Source organism: Pseudomonas sp. ITEM 17296, from assembly GCF_028895205.1.
In the GTDB taxonomy this organism is placed as follows: Bacteria; Pseudomonadota; Gammaproteobacteria; order Pseudomonadales; family Pseudomonadaceae; genus Aquipseudomonas; species Aquipseudomonas kermanshahensis.
Genome location: NZ_WJRS01000010.1, coordinates 128,063 through 151,619, shown reverse-complemented (window position 1 = coordinate 151,619; position 23,557 = coordinate 128,063). Strand labels below are relative to the sequence as shown.

The window sequence follows — 23,557 nt, the reverse complement described above, 5'->3', positions numbered from 1 at the left end:
GGCCATCGCCGCACCTCGCAGTGTGTGTGTGTGTGTAGGAGCAGCCTTGTGCTGCGAAGAGGCCGGTACAGGCAACAGGATTTTCGTTGCTCATACCGGCCTCTTCGCAGCACAAGGCTGTTCCTACAAGAGGCAGGCTTTTAACGGGCTTTGACGGTCATCTCGCCTTGCCCATCGCCCACTGCCTGCAGGTTCGGGCGGTACATCGACTCGACCTGCGGCGGCGGCACACGGTAGGTGCCCGGGGTTACTGCCCGCGCCAGGTACAGCAGGTGCGTGGTGCCATAGCTGTCCAGCTTGAGCGCTGCGACGTAACGGTCATCGCGGTACTCCTGGTGCAGCACGCTGGCGTTCTGCATCGACTCACGCCACTCTTTCACGGCACTGCTGGCATTCTCCAGGCTGGCCGCACTCTGTGCCAGGTTCTGGTTTTCCAGCTCAAGCCCCGCTGGCAGCAAATCTACCACCAGCGCATCCGGCACACGGTCTTCGGCCTTGAGGGCCAGGTGCACCAGCACCAGGTCGCCGCTGCGCAGGTTGTGCAGGTCCAACGCCTGGCCATTCATGCCCAGGTACTCACGACGAATCTGCAGACCATTGCCACCGGCTGCCGGCGCCTGGCGCGGGTAGCCAGACAGCGTCAGCTGCTGGTAAAGCGTCTCGCTGCCTTCGTTTTGCACCGTCAGCGGCGACGCCAGCAGCGGGCCTTCGAGCTTGAGGCCGGTTTCGGCATTGTTGAACTCGCGGATCTCACCCGCGCTGTCCAGACGCGCCTGCCACTTGCCTTCCGGCTTGCCGAGCAAACCACGGCCAGCGAGGAACAGCGCGTTACGTTCCTGGGTCGACAGCCAGCGGTTGGCCGCCAACTCGTCCGACAGTGCGAACAGGCGTTGGTCGACCTGCTTGCTGGCCAGGTTGCTCTCCTGCAACAGCGCCAGAATCAGCGCCTGGTCACGCAGGCTGCTGCCGTAGTCAGCCATCCAGCCTTTGCTGCGGCCAATACCCAGGCCGGCTTGCAGGGCCTGCTCGGAACGTGGCTTGTCGCCCATCTTCTCCAGCGCTACCGCCAGTTGCACCAGCGGCAAGCCGGAGCGGGCGTCGGCACGGCGTTCGAACAACCCGCGCAAGGCACCCAACGGCGCCTGCTGGCTGCGCGACAGAACCAGGGCAGCATAAGCCTGCACGGCGAAGCGGGTATGGTCAGCGTTCTCGCTGTAATCGACCTCGATCAGGTTGCGTTCCTGCAGGTAGCGCAGCAAGCGCTCGTTGGCCTTCTTCAGCGCCTCGGCGGGCACGCCGTAGCCCTGGTCACGGGCGCGCAGCAAGAAGTCGGTGACGTAGGCGGTCAACCAGTACTCTTCTTCACTGTCCGAACTCCACAGGCCGAAGCTGCCGTTGTACCGCTGCATGCCCAGCAGGTGCTCGATGCCCATTTCGATCTTGCGCTTGCGCACGTCGGCCGGTTCGCCCTTGATCCCCAAGCGTTTGAGGCTTTCAGCATCGGCGTAGAGCGACGGATAAAGGCCGCTGGTGGTCTGCTCCAGGCACCCATAGGGGTAGGCTTGGAGGGCACGAATCTGTTCGGCCAGGTTCAGCGGCGGCCGGCTCGACAAGACCAGGCTGGCTTCAAGGCCCGCCGGTTCGAAGGCAGCCAGGTCCGCCTCTGGCAACGCCCATGGCTGGTCCTTCAAGGCAACCCGGTAGTGCTTGAGCATCGCCGGATAAGCCGGGCGCACACCCAAGGTCCATTCACGCTCGAAGGCAGTGGCCGGCTCGTTTGGCAGTTGCAGGCCATTGACCCGCACGTGCACCTTGCCCTGCCCCAGGCCACCTTGGGCCTGCACCGGAATCATCAGCGTGCGGCGTTGGCCTTCGTCCAGCGCGACGCTTTGCACCGCGCTCGCAACCAGGCTCAACTGGCCTTCGGTGCTGATCTCGACATTCAATTGCTGGGCGCGGCCCGACAGGTTGGCCAGGTCCAGCGCCAGGCTGGTGCGGTCGCCACCGGCCAGGAAGCGCGGTGCCGAAAGCTCGGCGATCAGCGGCGCAGCCACCACCGTCTTGCCCTCGGCCACGCCGAAGTGGTCTTCGGTCCAGGCCTGCGCCATCAGCCGCAGTTCGCCATTGAAGTCGGGGATGTCGACCGTGGCCTGGCCCTCGCCCTTCTCGTCCAGGGTCACCGGCAGGCTCTGCTGCGCGACAATGGTCACCGTGGTGTTGGGGCGTTTGCCACCCTTGGCCATGGCCGCGTCACCGCCAAAGGCCAGGCTGGCGAGGCGGCCCTGGCCGGCCTCGATCAACTGGCCGTAGATGTCCAACTGGTCGGCGCCATACGCTTTGCGGCCGAACAGGCTGGTGAAGGGGTCGGGGGTCTTGAAGTCGGTGATGTTAAGAATGCCCACATCAACTGCCGACAGCAGTACATGCACTTGCTGCCCCGCAGCCGCTGGGCTGCCATCGGCATTGGCCACCTTGAACTTGACTGTCAACGGCTGCTTGGGCCGCATCTTCTCCGGCGCCTGCAAGCTGACCGCCAGCTTACGCTCGGCCCGGTCGAGTGGCAGGTGCAGCACGCCCACCGCGCGTTTCGGTGTGGCATTGGCCTTGCGCTCGCCGGGGCGAATCACCAGGGCGCTGATATACAGGTCGTGGCGTGCCCACTTCTTGTCCAGTTGCACGTCGAAGGTCTTGCCTTCGGCCGGCACCTCGATCTCTTGCCACCACAACGGGCCATCGCTGGACTCGATCATCAGGTAGCCGCTGCCGGCGGCAGGCGGGGTCACCGTGACTTTGGCGGTGGCGCCATCGGCGTAGGACGGTTTGTCCAGGGCCAGCTTGACCTGGTCCGGGCGTACTGCGCCGCCTTCGGCGTTGTCCTGGGCGCGATAGCCCGCCCAGAAGCGCTCGCTGGACACCAGGCCAGTCTCTGGGTCTTCGACCTCGACCCGGTATGGGCCCCACTCGACCTGGAACGACAACTTGGCGGTCGAGCCGGCCTTGACGCTGACGGTCTCTTCGCTCTGGGTGAGGAATTTCTCGTTGTAGTTGTAGCTCCAGCCGTCGCTCTGCGAGTAGTTCCAGTAGTAGTCACGGCGCTCGCGAATCAAGCGCACCTTGAGGTCGTTGGCCGCAAGCTTCTTGCCATCACGGTCGGCCACCAGAAACTCGAATTCCACCGGGCCGTCACTGTCGGTTTCCTCGCCTTCGAACAGGCCGCGCAGGCCCGGCAAGCGTTCGGCAGGCCAGATCGGCTGTTCCAGACGACGGGTGATCGGCCGGCCACCGGACTCCTGCAGGCTGGCCTGCACGGTCAGTTGCAGTGGCGAGCGGGCTTCGGCCCAGCGGCTTTCGATATCGACCACTGCCTTGCCGGCCTGGTCGAGGGTGACTTCGTCCAGCTCCAGGTCCTGGTTCAACTCGGTTTCGGTGACCGAACCGAACTGGTAACCCGGCAGCGCCGGCACCGCTTCGCGCAACGGGCGCACGTAAGCTTGGCCACTCAGCCGGTTACCCGCAGCCGGCGCGCCGTAAAGGTAGCGGCCATTGACCTGGATGTGGGCGTCCTGATCAGGCGCAAGCGGTGCGCTGCTGCCTTTGAGCTCCAACGCCAAACGTTCGGGGAGGAAGTCTTCGACCAGAAACTCGTAGACCTGCTTGCGCCCGCCACCCAGGTCGAGCAGCAATTGCCAGCGACCGGTCGGCGCCTCGCTGGCCAGTTGCAGTTGGTACTGGTAAAGGCCACTGCCATCCGCCTCCCAAACAAACTTGCGGCTGACCTGCTCATCAGGGCGACGCACTTCCACACTGACCGGCTGGGCCTTGACCGGCTTGCCATCCTGGTCGCGCAGCAGGCCGTTGAGCAGCACGGTCTCACCCGGGCGATACAGGTCGCGCGGGCCGAAGATGAACAACTGCAAAGGGTTGGCTTGAGGGCCGGTGATATCGAATTCGGCCAGGTCCAGGGCCGCAGTGTTCAGGCGCAGCAACGTGGTGTGCACGCCTTGCGTGGCAATCAGGGTATCGGCCTTGGGCGTGATCGGCAGTTCGGCGTGGCCGTCGCCATCGGTCTTGGCCTGGGCCAGCAACTTGCCCTTCTCGTCATGCACCTCGAGGTTGACGTCTTTCATCGCCTTGCCGCCTTCCAGGGCTTGGGCGAACACGTCGAGGCGGTCGCGGTAGCGGTGCGCAGAGACGCCGATGTCGCTGAGGCTGAACAGGGTTGCAGGCTGCGAGTAATCGTAGGTGCCCGAGGCACGCATCACTGCCAGGTACACGCCCGGCTCCTGCAGCGGCTTGATCCCGGCGATCGGCAGCAGCACGGTCTCGCGGGTGTTGCGCGCGGGGTTGAGATCGAAGCGGCCGCTGTAGACCAGCTCGGCCATGTCCAGGGTTTCTTTGGACTGGTAGTAGTACAGGCTGCTGTTACGCCCCCAGTTGACCAGGAAGGTCGAGAGCATCTCGGGCTTCACGCGGAAGAACTCGACATCGACCTTGTCGACGTTCAGGGCGATCACCGGCAAGCCTTCGGCCAGGCGCGTGGGCAGCAACGAACCGCGGCTGGCAAAGCCGATGGTCGGCTGCATGTCGCGGGTTTCCAGGCGGGTGACCGACTCGCTGTCGAGCGCGTTGCCATTGACCGCCAGCAGGCCTTTGTCGACCGTGAGCACCAGCTTGCGCTGTGGCTCCAGGTGGCGCAGGCGCAGCTCCATCTGGTTGTCGGAGAGTTCCCAGGCCCCGTCGACTTTGCCTTTGACGGTGTCGACCAGGTGCAGTTTGCCGGCAAAGTCCTGTGTGGCATCCAGCGGCACGGAGAAGCTGATCGACAGCGCGCTGGCGCCGTCCAGTTGCACTTCCGAGACGTCCAGCACCGTGAGCGCCCGGCCCTCGTAGCGCTTGGCGAGCACGGCAGGGTCTTCGCGCTTGGCCGCTGGGGCCTCGGCGGGCGCGGTGGCTGCCGGTTTCTCGGCCGGCGCGGGTTTGCCCGGCGCGGAGGAGTCACAAGCACTGAGCAAAGCCAGCGCGCAGGCCAGCAACAATCCTTTGTTGAACATGGAGTAGGAACTCTTAGGCAGCGTGTACGTGAGGGCAGCAACTATAGCGCAACGACGGGCGCGTCACCCGCCGCGTAGCGCCAGGTGAGACCGCGTTCGCGCGAATTGGTTGCCTGGCCGGTACACTGTGGCACTGCTAATGCCAGGAATTGAAATGTCTCAACTGACCACCGACTGGCGCGACCGCCCTACCCACCGCAAGGTCTGGGGCCTGGCCGCACCGATGATCCTCTCCAACATCTCCGTACCCCTGGTGGCGCTGGTCGACAGCACCGTCATCGGCCACCTGCCCCACGCCCACCAGCTGGGCGCCGTTGCCGTGGGCGCCACGCTGTTCACCTTCATGGTTGGCCTGATGGGCTTTCTGCGCATGGGCTCGACCGGCTTCGCAGCCCAGGCTGCTGGGCGGGGTGACGGCGCGGCGTTGCGCCAGGTGTTGGTGCAAGGGCTGCTGCTGGCCCTGGGCTTTGCCGTGGTCATCGGCCTGTTGGCGCTGCCCTTCAGCCAGTTGGCGCTGCACGCGATGCAGCCCAGCGCGGCGTTGCAGCAATCCACCGAGGACTTCTTCCACACCCGCCTGCTCGGGCTGCCTGCGGCACTGGCCAGCTACGCGCTGGTCGGCTGGTTCCTCGGCACCCAGAATGCCAGGGCGCCGCTGGCCATCCTGCTGACCACCAACCTGCTGAACATCATCCTCAACCTGTGGTTTGTGCTCGGCCTGGACTGGGGAGTGCTGGGTTCGGCGCGCGCCTCGGTGATTGCCGAGTGGAGCGCCGCACTGCTGGGCCTGGCCCTGACCCGCCCGGCCTTGCGCGCGTACCCCGGGCACATCGCCTGGGCGGCGCTCAAGCGCTGGCAAGCCTGGAGGCCGCTGCTGGCCGTCAACCGCGACATCTTCCTACGCAGCCTGGCATTGCAACTGGTGTTCCTGCTGATCACCGTGCAAGGCGCCCGGCTGGGTGAAGCGACAGTGGCGGCCAACGCCCTGCTGCTCAATGGCCTGCTGCTGACCGCCTACGCGCTCGACGGGCTCGCCCATGCAGTCGAGGCCTTGTGCGGCCACGCCATCGGCGCCCGCGACCGCGACACCCTGCGCCGCTCGCTGGTAGTGGCGTGCGGTTGGTCGCTGATCACCAGCGTTGGCTTTGCCGGGCTGTTCCTGCTGGGTGGGCACCTGTTCATCGACCTGCAGACCGATATCGACAGTGTGCGGGCGGCGGCTTATCCGTACCTGCCGTACTTGGCGGTACTGCCGTTGATTGCGGTGTGGAGCTACCTGCTCGACGGGTTGTTCATCGGCGCGACGCGTGCGCGGGAGATGCGCAATGCGATGCTCGCGTCGGTGGTGATTGCGCTGCCGGTGGCGTGGGCCATGAGTGGGTTTGGCAACCACGGCTTGTGGTTGGCGTTTCTCGGGTTCATGGCATTGCGGGCGGTGACGTTGGGGTGGGTTGGGTGGCGGTTGCAGCAAAAGGGGCTGTGGGTTCAGTGATTTTGGGGCTGCTTTGCAGCCCATCGCGACGCAAGGCCGCTCCTACACGGATGCGCGTTCATCTGTAGGAGCGGCCTTGCGTCGCGAAATGAGGGCGCAGCCCTCACCTGCTAACTTACAGCCAAACACAATCCCAATGTGGGTACTGCCCTGCACGCGTTACCAGCCCCGCACGAATGGGATTAGCGATGATGTAACGCGCAGCCGCTTTGACATCTTCCTCTTTACGCAATGCACGATCGAAAAAACCCGGTTGCCAGATATGCAGTCGTTCTGCGCCAGCTCGATACAAAGCACAAGCGCTTTTGGACTTGAACGCACACATCAGCCTTCCCAGGCTGTTGGCCCTTAGCTCGATCAGCCAATGCAGGTGATCTGGCATGAGAATCCATGCCAGCGTTCGACTGCTGCCCGCCTCATCACTCAAGCGCAACTGTTGGACGACGGCTCTGGCGAACCAGAGGTTCAGGAACAATGGATAGCGTTTTCGGGTGACCGTCGTTAAAAGGTAAAGACGGCCGGGTTCGGATACCCGGCCAACGCGCAAACGGTGGTTGCCTTGACAGTCCATGTCGTTCTCCTTTGAACATTGCATTCAAAGGTAGCAACGGTAGGTCAGTACACTGTGAACGGATCATTTCCGAGTGTGACGTCGGTGAGGGCTTCGCCCTCATTTCGCGACGCAAGGCCGCTCCTACAATGACATCGCGATCCCTGTAGGAGCTGGCTTACAGGCGATTACGAAGACAAGTACGAAGAGCGGGTCAGCCCCAGGCGCAAGGCATCGAGGAACTGCGTCCGCTCGCGGGCGGTGATCTTCGCGCTGGCGACCTTGTCGCGGTAGTGAGTCATCAACTCCTCCGGCGACAGGTGCACGTAACGCAGCATGTCTTCGATGGTGTCGTGGGTCTCGATACCGGCGTGGTACACGCTGCCATCGGCATTCTGGTAAATGTTCACCGAGTCGGTATCACCGAACAGGTTGTGCATGTCACCCAGAATCTCTTGGTAGGCGCCAACCAGGAACACGCCCAGCAGGTAGTCCTCGCCCTCATTGAGCGCATGCACCGGCATGCTGGTCTCGATGCTCTGCTCGTCGACGTACTGGTTGATCTTGCCGTCGGAGTCACAGGTCAGGTCTTGCAGCACCGCGCGGCGCATCGGCTCTTCATTCAGACGATGCAGCGGGATGATCGGCAGTACCTGGCCGATGGCCCAGGTATCCGGCAGGCTCTGGAACACCGAGAAATTGCAGATGTACTTGTCGGCCAGCTTGTCATTGAGCTCGTCCAGCACCTGGCGATGCGAACGCTGGCGCGCCTTCAGCGAGTTGTGCAGACGACGGCACACGGCGAAATAGCACTGCTCGGCCAGGGCTTTCTCGGCCAGGCTGATCTTGCCATCGGCGTACTGCGCCGCCACGTCACCCATGTAGTGGGTAGCGCGCCAGTAGGTCTCGGTGACCATCTCGATGTCGGTCGGGCCCAGCAGGTCGGCCAGCCACTGCACGGTCTCGGGCAGGGCTTCCTTGTTTTCGATGGTCGGCACGTCGTCGTTGTGTTTTTCGACGTCGGTCACCTGGATCACCAGCATGGCATGGTGCGCGGTCAGCGAACGGCCGCTCTCGGAGAAGATGTGCGGGTGCGGCAGGCCCTGCGCGTCGCAGAACTCCTTGAGCATGCCCACCACCACGCCGGCATAGTCATCCATGTCGTAGTTGATCGAGCTGGCATTGCGCGAGTGAGTACCGTCGTAGTCCACACCCAGGCCACCGCCGACGTCGATGTGGTCGACCGGCAGGCCCAGTGCACGCAGCTCGCCGTAGTAGCGGATGGCTTCCTTGAAGCCGTGCTGGTAGTCCGCCAGGTTGGCGATCTGCGAACCCATGTGGAAGTGCAATAGGCGGATGCCCTGGTCCAGGCCGGCATCGCGGAAGCGCTGCACCACCGAAATCAGCTGCGCAGCCGACAAACCGAACTTGGACTTCTCGCCACCGGTGTCGGCCCACTTGCTCGACGCCAGCGACGACAGGCGCACGCGCAAGCCGACCTGCGGCTTGACCTTGAGCTCGGCGGCCTCCTCGATCACCAGGGCGACCTCGGATTCCTTCTCGATGACGATGAACACGTTGTGGCCCAGCTTCTGGCCCATCAGCGCCAGGCGGATGAACTCGCGGTCCTTGTAACCGTTGCAGACGATGGTGCCGCCCTTTGGCGCCAGCGCCAGCACTGCCAGCAGCTCGGGCTTGGAGCCGGCCTCAAGGCCAATCGAGACGTTCTGCGTGGCGATGATGTTTTCCACCACCGCTTCCTGCTGGTTGACCTTGATCGGGTACAGCGCGGTGTACTGGCTCTGGTACTCGAGGCGCGCGATGTTGGCGTCGAAGGCACCGGTCAGCTGGCGTACACGGTCTTGCAGGATGTCGGGGAAGCGCACCAGCAACGGCAACGACAGGCCGCTCTGGCGCAGTTCGTCGACCTGCTCGAACAGGTCGATCGGCGCGCTATTGGGGCCATTAGGGCGTACTTCGACGCGCCCGGCTTCATTGATGGCGAAATAACCAGCGCCCCAATGGCGGATGCCGTAAACACTGCGGCTGTCGGCCACGGTCCATTGGCTACCATCGTCTTTGCGTGTGCGTCGTACGGACATTCAAGTCCCCTATAGATAAGTCGAAAACACTGCCCCAACGAAAAGGGCCGGCGCAGTGTAGAAGCTGAAAATGACGATTCGTCCGGTTCAGGGGTAGACCCTTCCAACAGGAACGAGTTTAGAAAGCACTGGGCAAAAAAACGCGCGACGGCCTCAGCCGCCCGACTTTTTCGCCTTGAAACCCTGTTTGGTCAGCTCGCCGATCAACAGCTCGACATGGTCGCCCTGAATCTCGATAACCCCGTCCTTCAAGGCGCCACCGGTACCGCAGCGGCGCTTGAGCGTGGTGGCCAGCTCCTTGAGCTGATCGAGGGGCAGCGGCACACCGGTGACGGTGGTCACGGTCTTGCCACCGCGGCCTTTGCTTTCCCGGCGTACGCGGGCAATGCCGTCGCCTTCGGGGATGATTTGCTGCTTGCAGGTGCAGGCATCCACCGGCTGGCTACAGTCAGGGCAGTGCCGACCGGCATCGGTGGAGAACACGAGACCGCCAAGGGCGGAAAAGGAAGAAGCTTTCTTGGCCACTTTTGTTCCTCTGTGCTGAGGACAAAAACTGGTCGGCGGGAGCCGACCGCGAAGCCCCACTCTGGCAGGGGCGGCGCTACTGCCGCAAGATCCTGCGACAGCCCGAAAAGGGCGCGCAGTGTAACGATAAATCAGGGGATTGCTAAGTACTGGAATGCGCCATTTTGCGAATGTTTTGCGACCCTTCGCGGGCAAGCCCGCTCCTACAGGTACTGCACCGTTCTTAAAGGCTCCGGTAAACCTGTGGGAGCAGGCATGCCCGCGAATAGGCTGCAACGCCTTGCAACTAGGGCAAGCTGGCTTTGTACCGCTGCAACGCCGCCAACGAGTCCGGGCAATACGGCTTGGTGTGGCTTTCTTCTTCCGCCTGCGCCAGGCTGATGAACCGCGCCTCGCTCACCTCTTCCGGCTGCAAGCGCAACGGTGCATCGGACACCGCCGAATACACCGCACACCACAAGCGGTTATCGGGTTGGTCGAAGTAGAACCGTTCATGAAAGCGCAACGCGACGCCGTCGATACCCAGTTCTTCGGCCAACTCCCGCGCAGCCGACTCGGCGTAGCCCTCGCCCGCCGTCACCATGCCGCCCGCCGCCACATCCCAAAAGCCTGGGTACAGCGCCTTGCTCAAGGTACGCCGGTGCACGCACAACTCCCCGGCGCTATTGAACAGCAAGATGAACGTGCAACGGCCAATCAGCCCGCGCTCGCGCAACTCTGCCCGGGGCAAGGCGCCGAGCACCTGGTCGGCTTCGTCGACCCAGGCAACCAGCTCACGGTCGGAAGCCGCCCGATGGGCGGCTTCCTGGGTGCTGATGGCCACGATCAACCCTGCGACAGCAGCTGACGCAGGTCGATGACCGCAGCGTTGGCCCGGGAGATGTAGTTGGCCATGACCAGCGAGTGGTTGGCCCACATGCCGAAGCCGCTGCCATTGAGCACCATCGGGCTCCACAGTGCTTCCTGCGAGGCTTCCAGCTCACGGATGATCTGGCGCACGCTGACCGTGGCATTCTTTTTCGCCAGCACATCGGCGAAGTCGACCTCGATGGCGCGCAGCAGGTGCGACAGCGCCCAGGCCTGGCCACGGGCTTCGTAGAACACGTTGTCGATCTGCAGCCATGGGGTTTCGACCAGCTCTTCGTCAACCTGCGGTGCCTGGCCAGGTTGTACCGACTCGGTCTTCAGGGTGGTGTTGAGCTTGACCCGGCCAACGCTGGCCGACAGGCGCTGCGACAGCGAACCCAGGCGGGTAGCCACATCGCCCAGCCAGTTGTTCAGGTTGTCGGCACGGGTGTAGAAGATCGCGCCCTTGTCGCCAGCGGCCAGGCGGGTCTGGTAGCGGTTCAGCGACTTGATGCCTTCTTCGAACTCAGACTCGCTCGACGGCAAGATCCAGCTCTTGTTGTCGAAGTTGAAGCGCGGCTCGGCCTTGGCCAGGTCGGCGTCTTCAGTGGACTGCGACTGCGAGCGGGCGAAGTCTTTGCGCAACGCGCGGGACAAATCGCGGACCTGGACCAGCACGCCGTATTCCCAGCTCGGCATGTTGTCCATCCACAGCCCCGGCGGGAAGCGGTCGTTGGAAATGTAACCGCCCGGCTTGTTCAGCAAGGTACCGGCGACGGTCTTGAGGGTTTCGATGGTGGTGTAGCCGATGACCATCTGCTGGCCATTACGCTCGGCCGCAGCCTGGGCGTTCTGCTGCACCGGGAACAGCTCCGGCTCCTGGCTCCAGTACCAGCCCAGGCCGATACAGACCAGCAGGTACAGGCCGATCAGGGTACCCAGGGCACGGCTCCAGAGGCCGCCCAGGTAGCTACGGGCGGCGGCGCCACGGCCATCAACACGCTCGCGGGGTTCGGCTTTGGCCTCGCGGTTTTTCCAGTCCAGCATGGCATTGTCCTTAATCAGTCAAGACGGTTCAGAGGCTTGGACCCCAGGCCTTCGCCAGGGTGCCACGGCAAGCCCGCATCGCTGCACTATAAAGCAGACACTGCCGTACGCATAAGCGACCAGTGGGTCAGTAACTGAATATTCGTTCTAAACGCTTTGTTGATAGAGGGCACTCACCCAACGGAAAAGAGCTGCTAGCATAGAGCCATCATCGCACCTGCACACCACCCACCCAAAAGTAGCCAGGACATGAGCCAAGCAGTCGATCCGAGCCACCAGTGCCCCGCCCAGCCTCTGTCGCGTACCGGCCTGCGCAAGGATGACCCGCTCAACCCGGTGCCCCTGCCGCCGCTGCGCAAGCCTGTGTACATCCTTTTGCAGGACCACGAGCGTGCACAACGCCTGGCCCAGCAGCTGGAGTTTTTCGGCCTCGGCGTGCAGGCCTTGTTCAGTGCGGATGCGTTTCGGGCTTCGCTCAGTGAATGCCCGCCTGCGGCGGTGGTGATGGATGTCGACTTCACCGGCAGCGGCCAGGGCCTGCGCTTGGCCGCCCAAGCTCAGCAAGGTGTGCCGCAAACGATTCCGCTGCTGTTCTTCAGCCACCACGAAACCGATACCCCGACCCGCCTTGCCGCCGTGCGCGCGGGCGGCAAAGAGTTTCTGACCGGCACCCTGGAAGCCTCCAGCCTGCTGGAGAAGGTCGAGCTGCTCACCAGCACGACCCCGCTCGACCCGCTGCGGGTGTTGATTATCGACGATTCGCGCACCCAGGCCCTGCACACCGAACGGGTGCTGAGCAGCGCGGGCATGATCACCCGCAGCCTGACCGACCCGATCCGCACCATGGCGGAACTGGCCGACTTCCAGCAGGACCTGATCATTCTCGACCTGTACATGCCCGCCTGTACCGGCCCGGAGCTGGCCAAGGTAATCCGCCACAACGACCGCTATGTCAGCGTGCCAATCATTTACCTGTCGGCCGAGGACGACCTCGACAAGCAGCTCGACGCAATGAGCGAAGGTGGTGATGACTTCCTCACCAAGCCGTTCCGTTCGCGCCACCTGATCACCACCGTGCGCAACCGCGCCGCCCGCGCCCGCCACCTCAAGGCACGCATGGTGCGCGACAGCCTCACCGGGCTGTACAACCACACCCATATCCTGCAACTGCTCGAAGATTGCAGCTTCCGCGCCCGGCGCGAGCAACAGCCCTTGAGCTTCGCCATGCTCGACATCGACCGTTTCAAGAAGATCAACGACCGCCACGGCCATCCCATGGGCGACCGGGTGATCAAGAGCCTGGCGCTGTTCCTCAAGCAACGGCTGCGCAAGACCGACTTCATCGGGCGTTACGGCGGCGAAGAGTTCGCCATCGTCATGCCCAACACCGCCCTGGATGCCGCGCACAAGGTCCTGGACGAAATCCGCCGGCGTTTTGCCGAGATCCTCTATCCGGCGCAGCCACGGGACCTGAACTGCACGTTCAGCGCGGGGGTGGTGCAACTGGACGATGAGCTGGATGCGCTGACCATGGCCAGTGCAGCGGACGAGGCGTTGTACCGGGCCAAGCACGCGGGGCGTAACTGCGTGGTTCGGGTGGAGCCCTAACAAGGCAAAGTGCCATCTTTTTTTTACATCAGGACACAGACGTCATCACTGCGTAACAAAATCGCAATAACTTCAGTCGCTTACCTCTCCCACTCCCCGCAGGAAGTTCGCGGCTATGCGCCTGAAGTGGCTGACCAATTTCAACACCCTGTTGCTGGTGACCGTCTGTATCGCCCTGGCCGTGACCTTGTGGTGGTCACAGCGTGCCCTGGAGCGCCCCTATCAGATGATGGAACGCTACCTGGGCCTGTCCCAACAGTTCCAGAACCAGGCAGCGCGTAACATCCAGGCCTACCTGGCCAGTGGTGATGCCTTGCGCCATGCCGCTGCGATGGAGGCCAACCAGCAGTTGCAGGCGGCATTGGCCGAATGGCCCGACGCGCTGGCCGACAAACTGCACCCCAGCCTCGACAGCCTGCAGGCCTTTACCGCCGAAGAACTGCTGGCGGCCGGCAAGCTGGCCGGCGACCCGCAAGCGCTGTTACTGCAAGCCGAGCGCGAACTGGGGGCCAACTTCGAACAACTGGCCAATTACGCCCGTGACAGCGGCAGCGCCGAGGCCAACCGCTATCTGCTGCCTTTGCTCGACGCCACCGTGCACCTGGGCCGCCTGTCGCTGGCCCGGGACAAACTGGTCAGCAGCGGCCGCCCTGAACTGGCCGACGAAGTGGAGCGCGAGCTGCAACTGATCCGCGCCCAGGCCCAGGCCCTCGACAGCTTGCCGTTGCTGGGTGTTACCCGTGCAGCCGAGTCCAATGCCGATGATTTCGCCGCCCTGATGGGCCTGGAAACCCAAGCAAGCGCACAGCAGGAAGACATTGCCGTCGCCCTCAAGCGCGAACTGCAGAGCCTGCTCACGCGCTACCCGGCCGAACTGCAACGCACCCGCGAGCAAATCGAGCGCCGCGCCGCCCTGGCCGCCAGCACAGGCCAACGCCTTGAAGCGGTGCAGCAGGCCATTGCCGGCCTGGAGCCGGAGGTCCGCGGGCTGCATGCCAAGATCGCCGCCGAAGTGCGTATCAGCCAAGGCCTGATGATCGGCCTGATCCTGCTGATCGCGCTGCTCATCGACACCCTGCAGCGGCGCTTGGCGCGTACGTTGACCAGCCTGGCGCCGGCCCTGTCGCACTGGGCCGAGGGCGACTTCGCCAAGCCGATCGCCCTGGGCAAGACCAACCGCGAGCTGCACGACATCCAGGAATCGCTCAACCGCCTGCGCCACTACCTGGTGGAACTGGTCGGCACCATCCGCCACAACGCCGAACAGGTGGCCGGCAGCAGCCACGCCCTGGCCGGTATGAGCGCCGCCCTGCACGACGGTGCCGAGCGCCAGGCGGGCGACACCGGGCAGATTCGCGACGCGCTGGGTGAACTGGAAGCGACCATCCAGCAAGTGGCCGGCGATGCCAGCGCGGCTGCCGACGCCAGCCGCGATGCCGGCCGGGCGGTGGAGCACGGCCAGGCGGTGATTGGCCAGAGCTTGTCGGGGTTACGAGAACTGGTGGACGAAGTGCAGGGTAACGCCCGCATGATCGAACAACTGGCTGAAGAGTCCGCCACCATTGGCGGCGTATTGACGGTGATTCGCTCGATTGCCGAGCAGACCAACCTGTTGGCCCTGAACGCCGCGATCGAAGCTGCCCGCGCGGGCGAAATGGGCCGTGGCTTTGCCGTGGTGGCTGACGAAGTGCGCTCCCTGGCGCAGCGCACCACAGGCGCCACCGGCGAGATCCAGACACTGATCGACCGCTTGCAACAAGCCGCCAGAGGCTCGGTGGCGGGCATGCGGGCACAGTTGGAACATGCCGAAGCCACCGCCGACCAGGCCCAGGCCGCAGATGGCGCGCTGGACGAGATTGTCCGCGCCATTCGTACCATTGCCGATACGGCGGTGCGGATTGCCGATGTCACGGCCCAACAGAGCGGTGCGGTGAGCGAGATTCGTGACCATAGCGAGCGGATTCACGAGTTGGGCGAGGACAATTTGCAGCGCATTGGCGAGGGGCGTGAGCAAGGGGAGCAATTGCTGAGCCTGGGCAGCGAGCTGAGCACGGCGGTGCGGGCGTTCAGGGTGTGAGCGTGCACTTTCTGCGCCTGTGAGATCGAGCGCCGCCCGCGCGGCGCATCGCGAGCAACGCTTGCTCCTACGTTTGTTTCGGGCCAATTATTCCTGGGGCAAACGCGCGCGACCGCCTTGGCGCATGACGCGATATCGCGTCGAACAAACAAGGCGGTCGCGCGCGCCTGTCACAGGCGTTATTGGCCGAAAACAAACGTAGGAGCGAGCGTTGCTCGCGATGCGCCGCGCGGGCGGCGCTCGATCTCACAGGCGCCAAAAATTGCCTGACGAGCACCACTGGCCCCAACCCCTACCAACTCCGCTATCATGCCCAGCACGTTCCACCTCGCGAGTCCGCCATGCGCCGCCTGTTTCTCCTGCTGTTCCTGCTGCTGGCCAGCCCTGCCTTCGCCACGGGCCTGCTCGACAACCGCCCCAGCGCCACCCTCGGCGCCGCTTCGCTGTCCAACGCTGCCGATTTCCTGCCCGTGCACGAAGCGTTCAAGCTCAGCCTGATCCAGGCCGATGCCCAAACCATCAAACTGCGCTTCGTCGCCACCGACGGCTACTACCTCTACCACCACCGCTTCAATTTCCGCACAGAGCCAGCCGACGTGGCCGTGGGCACGCCCAACATCCCCAAAGGCGAAGCCAAGCACGATGAGTTCTTCGGTGACGTCGAGGTGTACCACGGCGTGCTCGACATCGAGCTGCCACGCACCGACCCTCGCGCGTTCACCCTGCTGGTGGGCTACCAGGGCTGCGCCGACAAGGGCCTGTGCTACCCCCCGGAAACCGCGCGCCTGAGCATCGATGGCGAAGGTGGCACCCCCAGCGCGGCACCGGCCACAGGTGAACAGGCCTGGAGCTGGAAATCCCTGTTGCTGTTCTTCCTCGCCGGCGTCGGCCTGACCTTCACCCCTTGCGTGCTGCCGATGCTGCCCATCCTCTCGGGCGTGGTGCTGCGTGGCCAGGCTAACGGCTTGCGCGGCCTCGCGCTGTCGCTTGCTTACGTGGTATCGATGGCCGCCAGCTTCGCCGTGCTGGGCGCGCTGATGGGCCTGTTTGGCGCAGGCTTGAACCTGCAGGCACGGCTGCAGTCGGCCTGGGTGCTGGTGCCTTTCGCGTTGTTCTTCGTGGTGTTCGCCTTGGCCATGTTCGGCCTGTTCGAATTGAAGCTGCCGCAGGCCTTGAACAATCGCCTGGACTCGCTCGCCCACCGCACCAAAGGTGGCTCGCTAGTCGGCGCGGCAGTGCTGGGCGTGCTTTCCAGCTTGCTGGTGTCGCCCTGCGTGTCGGCGCCACTGGCCGGTGCCCTGCTTTATATCAGCGCCAGCGGCGATGCCCTGGGGGGTGCGCTGAAGCTGTTCGCCCTCGGCCTGGGCATGGGGGCGCCGTTGCTGCTGGTGGCCACCGGTGGCGCAGCCTGGTTGCCGAAGAGCGGCCCTTGGCTGAACACGGTGAAAAACGCCATTGGTGTGCTGTTGTTGGGGCTGGCCATCGGCTTGCTCAGCCGCGTGCTGCCTGGCCAGGTGACGTTGCTGCTGGTCGGCTTCCTGGCTGCCGGCGTGGCGCTGTTCCTCGGTGCCCTGGAGTTCGTCATCAAAACCCCGCGCCAACGCCTGGCGCAATTGCTCGGCCTGGCGTTGCTGGTTTACGCCCTGGCCTGCTGGTACGGGGCACTGAACGGCCAGGGCGACCCCCTGCGCCCCTTGCCTGCCGCCGCCGTGGCCACGGGCAGCGCCAGCCCGGCCGTCAAGGCCGATGCCTGGCAGACCCTCACCACCCCCGCCGCGCTCGACGCGGCACTGGCCCAGGCCAAGGCCGCAGGCCAGCCGGTGTTAGTGGACTGGTACGCCGACTGGTGCATCAGCTGCAAGGTGATCGAGCACGACGTGCTCACTGCGCCGCAGGTGCAATCGCAGCTGAGCGCCTTCAAATTGCTGCGTTTCGACATCACCGAGAGCAACGCCGAGCAACGCACGCTGCTCGACCGCTACCAGCTGTTCGGCCCGCCTGCGCTGCTGTTCTTTGCGGCGAACGGCAGCGAAATGACCGCTGATCGGGTCATAGGCGAGATAAACGCCGGCGATTTCGCCGAGGTTCTGACGCGCGTGCGCGGCAAACTCGGTCTATAACTTCCGGCGAGCTGCGAAAAATCCTCGAGACAGTGACCAGATTTAATTATCCGGTCACATACTTCGCGCGAATCTCGGACATCGTGCTGGCTATTGCCGGGAACTGGACACTTGCCGTCGCTTTACGGCACACTCGCCGCGCTGTGTCGAATTGCCCTACAAATCCAAGGAATCCGCAGATGGCTACGCTACTGGTGCTTCACGGCCCCAACCTCAACCTGCTCGGGACCCGCGAGCCGGGCCACTACGGCGCCGTGACCCTGGCCCAGATCAACCAGGACCTGGAGCAACGTGCCCGCGCCGCGGGCCACCATCTGCAGTACCTGCAGAGCAATGCCGAATACGAACTGATCGACCGCATTCACGCCGCACGCAACGAGGGTGTGGACTTCATCCTGATCAATCCGGCTGCTTTCACCCACACAAGTGTCGCATTACGTGACGCATTGCTTGCGGTGAGCATCCCATTCATCGAAGTGCACCTGTCCAACGTGCACAAACGCGAACCGTTCCGTCACCACTCCTACTTTTCCGATGTGGCCGTAGGGGTGATTTGCGGCCTGGGCGCCAGCGGTTATCGCCTGGCCCTGGAGTCCGCGCTGGAACAACTGGCTGCCAACGCACAGCCCTGATGACAGAGACCCTGGCCTAAGTGGGCCGGGGTTTGAGAGAAACGTTTTAGACACGTTTTCAATTACGCCCCCTGACCGAACCTTTGGGAGTTGATGATTAATGGATATCCGTAAAGTCAAGAAACTGATCGAACTGCTGGAAGAGTCTGGCATCGACGAACTGGAGATCAAGGAAGGCGAAGAGTCGGTCCGTATCAGCCGTCACAGCAAGACCCCAGCTGCCCAGCAGTTCTACGCACCGGCCCCAATGGCTGCTGCCCCTGTAGCTGCCCCGGCTGCCGCTGCTGCTGCCCCTGTCGCCGAAGCTGCTGCCCCGGCGCTGAAAGGCACCGTGGTTCGCTCGCCAATGGTCGGTACCTTCTACCGCAAGCCATCGCCGACCTCGCCTAACTTCGCTGAAGTTGGCCAGTCGGTGAAAAAAGGCGACACCCTGTGCATCGTCGAAGCGATGAAGATGATGAACCACATCGAAGCCGAGATCGGCGGTGTCATCGACGCCATCCTGGTAGAAGACGGCCAGCCGGTTGAGTTCGACCAGCCGCTGTTCACCATCGTTTGAACCGCGGAGAGCCAACGATGTCTGCGAAGCTCGAAAAAGTCCTGATCGCCAACCGCGGGGAAATTGCCCTGCGGATCCTGCGTGCCTGCAAAGAGCTGGGCATCAAGACCGTCGCCGTGCACTCCACGGCTGACCGCGAACTGATGCACCTGGGCCTGGCAGACGAGTCGGTCTGCATCGGTCCCGCGCCATCCAAGGATTCGTACCTGCACATCCCGGCGATCATCGCTGCCGCCGAAGTGACTGGCGCCACCGCGATCCACCCGGGCTACGGCTTCCTGGCCGAAAACGCCGACTTTGCCGAGCAGGTAGAGAAATCCGGTTTCGCCTTCATCGGCCCGAAAGCCGACACCATTCGCCTGATGGGCGACAAGGTTTCGGCCAAGGACGCGATGATCAAGTCGGGCGTACCGACCGTACCAGGCTCTGACGGCCCGCTGCCGGAAGACGAAGAAGTCGCCCTGGCGATCGCCCGTGACGTCGGCTACCCGGTGATCATCAAGGCCGCCGGTGGCGGTGGTGGTCGCGGCATGCGCGTGGTGCACAAGGAAGAGGACCTGATCTCCTCGGCCAAGCTGACCCGTACCGAAGCCGGTGCTGCGTTCGGCAACCCGATGGTCTACCTGGAGAAGTTCCTGACCAACCCACGCCACGTGGAAGTTCAGGTACTGTCCGACGGCCAAGGCAACGCCATCCACCTGGGCGACCGTGACTGCTCGCTGCAGCGCCGTCACCAGAAGGTTCTGGAAGAAGCGCCAGCACCGGGCATCGACGAGAAGGCCCGTCAGGAAGTCTTCAAGCGTTGCGTCGATGCGTGCATCGAAATCGGCTACCGCGGTGCAGGTACTTTCGAGTTCCTGTACGAGAACGGCAGCTTCTACTTCATCGAGATGAACACCCGCGTACAGGTTGAGCATCCGGTGTCGGAAATGGTCACTGGCATCGACATCGTCAAGGAGATGCTGAGCATCGCCGCTGGCAACAAGCTGTCGTTCCGCCAGGAAGACGTGGTGATTCGTGGTCACTCGCTGGAGTGCCGGATCAACGCTGAAGACCCGAAGAAGTTCATCCCGAGCCCAGGCAAGGTCAAGCACTTCCACGCCCCAGGTGGCAACGGCGTTCGCGTCGATTCGCACCTGTACAGCGGTTATTCGGTTCCGCCGAACTACGACTCGCTGATCGGCAAGCTGATCACCTACGGCAAGGACCGCGAAGAAGCCATGGCGCGCATGCGCAATGCTCTGGACGAGATCGTCGTCGACGGCATCAAGACCAACATCCCACTGCACCGCGACCTGGTGCGTGATGAAGGTTTCTGCAAAGGCGGCGTCAACATTCACTACCTCGAGCACAAACTGGCCAGCCAGGAGTGATCGTGTAGTGTGATGTACCAAAACCCCGGACCTGTTCCGGGGTTTTTTTATGGGCTTTAGGGATAGGTGGTGCTGGCAGGTGCATGCCTTGAGGGGGGTGTTGCCAGTGAGATCGAGCGCCGCCCGCGCGGCGCTTCGCAGCACAAGGCTGCTCCTACATCTGTTTCGGGCCAGTGAGGCCTGTGATATTGGCGCGCGACCGCCTCGTTGGTTCGACTCGATATCGTGTCAGGCGCCAAGGGACCGCGCGCCGATGCCACAGGAATATTGGCCCGAAACAGATGTAGGAGAAGCCTTGTGCTGCGAAGCGCCGCGCGGGCGGCGCTCGGCCTCACAGGCGCTGAAAAACCTGAGGCGAACCCATCACCCTTTCATTCTGGGCATCTCGATCCGGTGCTCATGCACCCGCCGATACAGCGTCGCCCGCGATATCCCCAACGCCCGCGCCGCATCAGCCGGCTTCCAGCGGTGCCGGATCAGCGCATCCAGCAACAACTGCCGCGCCGGGCTGGAGGCCTCCGTTTCAGCAGAAGCAACCGTATCGCCGCATACCTCCTGCGGCAAATCCTCAAGCCGCACCCACCCGCCCTCACTCACCGCACAGGCATAACGCAACACCTGCCGCAGTTGGCGCAGGTTCCCCGGCCAACGGTAAAGCAGCAGCGCCTGCAATGCATCGTCCGCCAACACCACCTCTACCCCGCACGCTTCGGCTTCTTCGGCTAACAGTTGATGAATCAAACCCAGCCGATCCTCCCGCTCACGCAACGGCGGCAGCGCGAACCGGGCGTTGGCCAGGCGGAAGTACAGGTCCTCACGAAAACGCCCATCCGCCACCATTGCCGCCAGGTCCCGGTGTGTTGCACAGATCACCTGAATGTCCACCCGCTCACGCCGCGCCGCGCCTAAGGGCGCCACTTCGCCCTCCGCCAGCACGCGCAACAGCCGGGTTTGCAGGTTCAGCGGCATGTCGCCGATTTCGTCGAGAAACAGGGTGCCGCCATCGGCCTGCTGTAGAAGCCCTTGCATACCTTTGCTGGAGGCGCCGGTGAAGGCCCCGGCTACATAGCCGAACAGCTCGCTCTCGATCAGGCTCTCAGGGATGGCCGCACAGTTCAGCGTGACGAAAGGCCCCTCGCGCCGCTGGCTTTGCCGGTGCAACTGGCGGGCGAAAACCTCTTTGCCCGAGCCCGTCTCGCCTTGCACCAGCACCGCCAGGCTGCAGTCCTTGACCCGCGTGGCCAGGCGCAGGTGCTGCTCGATGCGCGCGTCCTGTGCCTGGCGCAAAGGCTGCGGGCGCGGGCGCCGTTGCGGTGCGCTGACGCGGCCATACAGTTCCCCCCAGCCTGGCAAGCGCTGGGCCGAGGCCTCGTTACTGCAGCGCAGTTGGCCCAGGTCGAACAGCTCGCCGATGTGCTCAGGCAAGCGGCCTAGGCGCTCCACCAGGCGCTGCCGGGCCAGGCTGTTGATTGCCTGCAGGCGGCCATCGGCATCCCACGCCAGCAGGTAGTCGGGCTGGCTTTCGACATAGCCCGGCGTGCCATGCGCGCGCATCACCCAATGGCCCTGGGCACTGTGCATGAAGAAGGCGTTTTCTATCTCGCGCGCGGTCTGCTCGACCAGTTGCCGAATCAGGTGCTGGCTGCGGCGGTCGTCCGGGGATCGCAAGGCCGAGACATCCACCACGCCCAGCAGCTCGCCCAGTGGGTCGAATACCGGTGCCGCCGTGCAGGTCAGGCCGATGAAGGCGGCGCGAAAATGATCGCGCTTGTGCACCGTGACCGGCGCCTTGCTGGTCAGCACCGCCGCCACCCCGCAAGTGCCCTCCTCGCCTTCCGACCAGCAGGTGCCCAGGTACAACCCGGCCTTGCGGCAGTCATTGCGGATGGCGGACTCGACCCGGTAATCGATGGTCTGCCCCTGGGCGTCGGTGAGCAGCACGCAATAGTCGGCGCCGCGGACCTGCTCATGCAGCCGTGCCACGGCGTCGCCGGCGATGCGCAGAAACAGCTCGGCACGTTCGCGGCATTCGTTGAGCAGGCTTTGCGAAAGGATACGTGGGCCCTGCTGGGAGCCGGGGTCGAGGCGATACAGGTCCATGGAGCGGCGCCAGGAATCGAGGATCAGCGGCGGCACCGGTGCCTGTGGCAGGCGGTCGGCGTTTTTCAGCACCCGGCTGACGCAGTCGACATGGGCTCGGGAGTTCGCGGCAAGCATTCAGGCCCTCCGGTTCTCATTGCTGTTTTTATCGTTGTGCGGCCATTAAGCGCTTCCGGGCATGCCCCGACAAGCACTGTGTGAATACCGGTTCGCTTGAGACGCAGCGTCTCAGCGTCTCGGCAAAAGCCGCCGCAGCCTGGCACCCCGCGTCTCGCCGGGCATGCTGGGCGCACGCCCTTTCCTACACATAGACCGCTCTGGCACAGCCACTTCAGGCAGATGAAACAAAGCTGGCACCTCCCTTGCTCTGTCCCTGACAAACAAGAATACGAGGTGCGCCATGCCGCAACCCACCCCGACTGTCGGGATCATTGCCAACCCTGCCTCCGGCCGCGACCTGCGCCGCCTGACCGCCAGTGCCGGGCTCTATTCGAGCACCGACAAGGCGTCGGCGATCCAGCGGCTGTTGGCCGCCTTCGGTGCCACCGGCATCGGCCGGGTGCTGCTGCCAACCGACATGACCGGCATCGCCGCCGCCGTGCTCAAGGCCAGCCAAGGCCCCGCTGCCCGCGATCAGCACTGGCCGAACATCGAAGTGCTCGACCTGCCATTGACCCAGACCGTTGCCGATACCCGCCTGGCCACCCGACGCATGGTCGGCCAAGGCGTGGCGATGATCGCGGTGCTCGGCGGCGACGGCACCCACAAGGCAGTGGCAGCAGAAGCCGGTGACATCCCACTGCTGACCTTGTCCACCGGCACCAACAATGCCTTCCCGGAATTACGCGAAGCCACCAGCGCCGGCCTGGCGGGCGGCTTGCTCGCCAGCGGCCACGTGCCCGCCAGCATCGGCCTGCGCCGCAACAAGCGCTTGCGGGTGAAGGTGCCCGAGCAGCAGTTGGACGAGTGGGCACTGGTGGAAGTCGCCGTGTCGCCCCAGCGTTTCATTGGCGCCCGCGCCCTGAGCCGCAGCGAAGACCTCAGCGAGGTGTTCGCCTGCTTCGCCGAACCCCATGCCATCGGCCTGTCGGCCCTGTGCGGCTTGTGGTGCCCGGTGTCACGCCAGGACCCGCACGGCGCCTGGGTGCGCCTGAACCCCGGCGCCGAGCAGGCCCTGCTCGCGCCCCTGGCGCCTGGCCTGCTGCAAGGCTGCGGCATCACCGCCAGCGGCGTGCTGACGCCGGGCGTCGCCCATCGCCTGAGCCTAAGCAGCGGCACCCTGGCCCTGGATGGCGAACGCGAGATCGAATTCGCCGAGCACGACACCCCCACCATCACCCTGGACCACCAAGGCCCGCTCACCGTGGACGTCGAGGCCGTGCTGGCCCACGCCGCCCGCCATCACCTGCTGGCCGTGCCGCGCGGCCACCGGCTACACCCTGCAACCGCGTGTTGAGACAACCCTGGAGAACAAC

General features: G+C 64.1%; 13 protein-coding genes and 2 pseudogenes. 8 read left to right on the top strand and 7 right to left on the bottom strand.

Features of this window, described 5'->3' with window-relative positions:
• Positions 1-140 precede the first annotated feature (140 nt).
• Positions 141-5,051 carry an alpha-2-macroglobulin family protein gene (locus tag GIB19_RS13965; RefSeq protein WP_274886863.1) on the bottom strand — a complete coding sequence of 1,637 codons (4,911 nt, stop codon included), beginning with the start codon at positions 5,049-5,051 and terminating at the stop codon, positions 141-143.
• 154 nt (positions 5,052-5,205) lie between these two features.
• Here GIB19_RS13965 and GIB19_RS13960 point away from each other — a divergent pair, with 154 nt between their 5' ends.
• Positions 5,206-6,543 carry an MATE family efflux transporter gene (locus tag GIB19_RS13960; RefSeq protein WP_274886862.1) on the top strand — a complete coding sequence of 446 codons (1,338 nt, stop codon included), beginning with the start codon at positions 5,206-5,208 and terminating at the stop codon, positions 6,541-6,543.
• A gap of 115 nt (positions 6,544-6,658) precedes the next feature.
• Here the strand turns inward: GIB19_RS13960 and GIB19_RS13955 are convergent, their stop codons facing one another.
• The 5 genes from GIB19_RS13955 to GIB19_RS13935 all read right to left on the bottom strand — a co-directional run bounded on the left by GIB19_RS13955 (position 6,659) and on the right by GIB19_RS13935 (position 11,613).
• The gene (locus GIB19_RS13955; protein ID WP_238213079.1) at positions 6,659-7,114 is read right to left on the bottom strand and encodes an REP-associated tyrosine transposase; all 456 of its coding nucleotides are present in this window, start codon (positions 7,112-7,114) and stop codon (positions 6,659-6,661) included.
• A 167-nt stretch (positions 7,115-7,281) separates the two neighbouring features.
• Positions 7,282-9,195 (bottom strand): arginine decarboxylase, encoded by a 1,914-nt coding sequence (gene speA, locus GIB19_RS13950; protein ID WP_027594957.1) that lies wholly within the window; start codon positions 9,193-9,195, stop codon positions 7,282-7,284.
• A 153-nt stretch (positions 9,196-9,348) separates the two neighbouring features.
• A complete protein-coding gene (locus tag GIB19_RS13945; protein WP_027594956.1) occupies positions 9,349-9,720 on the bottom strand; it encodes a translation initiation factor Sui1 in 372 nt (123 codons plus the stop codon).
• 286 nt (positions 9,721-10,006) lie between these two features.
• Positions 10,007-10,543, bottom strand: a complete 537-nt coding sequence (locus GIB19_RS13940) for an NUDIX hydrolase (RefSeq protein ID WP_099428245.1) — start codon at positions 10,541-10,543, stop codon at positions 10,007-10,009.
• A 2-nt stretch (positions 10,544-10,545) separates the two neighbouring features.
• Positions 10,546-11,613, bottom strand: a complete 1,068-nt coding sequence (locus tag GIB19_RS13935) for a DUF2333 family protein (RefSeq protein WP_027594954.1) — start codon at positions 11,611-11,613, stop codon at positions 10,546-10,548.
• Positions 11,614-11,862: 249 nt separating this feature from the next.
• Here GIB19_RS13935 and GIB19_RS13930 point away from each other — a divergent pair, with 249 nt between their 5' ends.
• The 6 genes and pseudogenes from GIB19_RS13930 to accC all read left to right on the top strand — a co-directional run bounded on the left by GIB19_RS13930 (position 11,863) and on the right by accC (position 19,982).
• Positions 11,863-13,221: a GGDEF domain-containing protein gene (locus tag GIB19_RS13930; protein ID WP_274886861.1), complete on the top strand. Its 1,359-nt coding sequence runs from the start codon at positions 11,863-11,865 to the stop codon at positions 13,219-13,221.
• 1,552 nt (positions 13,222-14,773) lie between these two features.
• Positions 14,774-15,298 (top strand): annotated as a pseudogene (locus tag GIB19_RS28430) (methyl-accepting chemotaxis protein); the annotation flags it as partial.
• A gap of 341 nt (positions 15,299-15,639) precedes the next feature.
• Positions 15,640-17,418, top strand: coding sequence for a protein-disulfide reductase DsbD (locus GIB19_RS13920; RefSeq protein ID WP_274886859.1), 1,779 nt, complete (start codon positions 15,640-15,642; stop codon positions 17,416-17,418).
• A gap of 179 nt (positions 17,419-17,597) precedes the next feature.
• Positions 17,598-18,050 (top strand): type II 3-dehydroquinate dehydratase, encoded by a 453-nt coding sequence (gene aroQ, locus GIB19_RS13915; protein ID WP_008093086.1) that lies wholly within the window; start codon positions 17,598-17,600, stop codon positions 18,048-18,050.
• Between the two features lie 100 nt (positions 18,051-18,150).
• A complete protein-coding gene (accB, locus tag GIB19_RS13910) occupies positions 18,151-18,609 on the top strand; it encodes an acetyl-CoA carboxylase biotin carboxyl carrier protein (protein ID WP_027594950.1) in 459 nt (152 codons plus the stop codon).
• Positions 18,610-18,626: 17 nt separating this feature from the next.
• The gene (gene accC / locus GIB19_RS13905; RefSeq protein WP_099428241.1) at positions 18,627-19,982 is read left to right on the top strand and encodes an acetyl-CoA carboxylase biotin carboxylase subunit; all 1,356 of its coding nucleotides are present in this window, start codon (positions 18,627-18,629) and stop codon (positions 19,980-19,982) included.
• A gap of 363 nt (positions 19,983-20,345) precedes the next feature.
• Here the strand turns inward: accC and GIB19_RS13900 are convergent, their stop codons facing one another.
• Positions 20,346-22,199 (bottom strand): sigma-54-dependent Fis family transcriptional regulator, encoded by a 1,854-nt coding sequence (locus GIB19_RS13900; protein ID WP_274886858.1) that lies wholly within the window; start codon positions 22,197-22,199, stop codon positions 20,346-20,348.
• A 283-nt stretch (positions 22,200-22,482) separates the two neighbouring features.
• On the opposite strand from GIB19_RS13900, the pseudogene GIB19_RS13895 reads away from it, so the two are divergent.
• Positions 22,483-23,522: pseudogene (locus GIB19_RS13895) on the top strand (ATP-NAD kinase family protein); the annotation flags it as partial.
• Positions 23,523-23,557: the final 35 nt, after the last annotated feature.

Coding starts and splice junctions, on each gene's coding strand:
- GIB19_RS13965 (WP_274886863.1), bottom strand. CDS start 5,051: ATGTTCAACAAAGGATTGTTGCTGGCCTGCGCGCTGGCTTTGCTCAGT.
- GIB19_RS13960 (WP_274886862.1), top strand. CDS start 5,206: ATGTCTCAACTGACCACCGACTGGCGCGACCGCCCTACCCACCGCAAG.
- GIB19_RS13955 (WP_238213079.1), bottom strand. CDS start 7,114: ATGGACTGTCAAGGCAACCACCGTTTGCGCGTTGGCCGGGTATCCGAA.
- speA (WP_027594957.1), bottom strand. CDS start 9,195: ATGTCCGTACGACGCACACGCAAAGACGATGGTAGCCAATGGACCGTG.
- GIB19_RS13935 (WP_027594954.1), bottom strand. CDS start 11,613: ATGCTGGACTGGAAAAACCGCGAGGCCAAAGCCGAACCCCGCGAGCGT.
- GIB19_RS13930 (WP_274886861.1), top strand. CDS start 11,863: ATGAGCCAAGCAGTCGATCCGAGCCACCAGTGCCCCGCCCAGCCTCTG.
- GIB19_RS13920 (WP_274886859.1), top strand. CDS start 15,640: ATGCGCCGCCTGTTTCTCCTGCTGTTCCTGCTGCTGGCCAGCCCTGCC.
- aroQ (WP_008093086.1), top strand. CDS start 17,598: ATGGCTACGCTACTGGTGCTTCACGGCCCCAACCTCAACCTGCTCGGG.
- accB (WP_027594950.1), top strand. CDS start 18,151: ATGGATATCCGTAAAGTCAAGAAACTGATCGAACTGCTGGAAGAGTCT.
- accC (WP_099428241.1), top strand. CDS start 18,627: ATGTCTGCGAAGCTCGAAAAAGTCCTGATCGCCAACCGCGGGGAAATT.
- GIB19_RS13900 (WP_274886858.1), bottom strand. CDS start 22,199: ATGCTTGCCGCGAACTCCCGAGCCCATGTCGACTGCGTCAGCCGGGTG.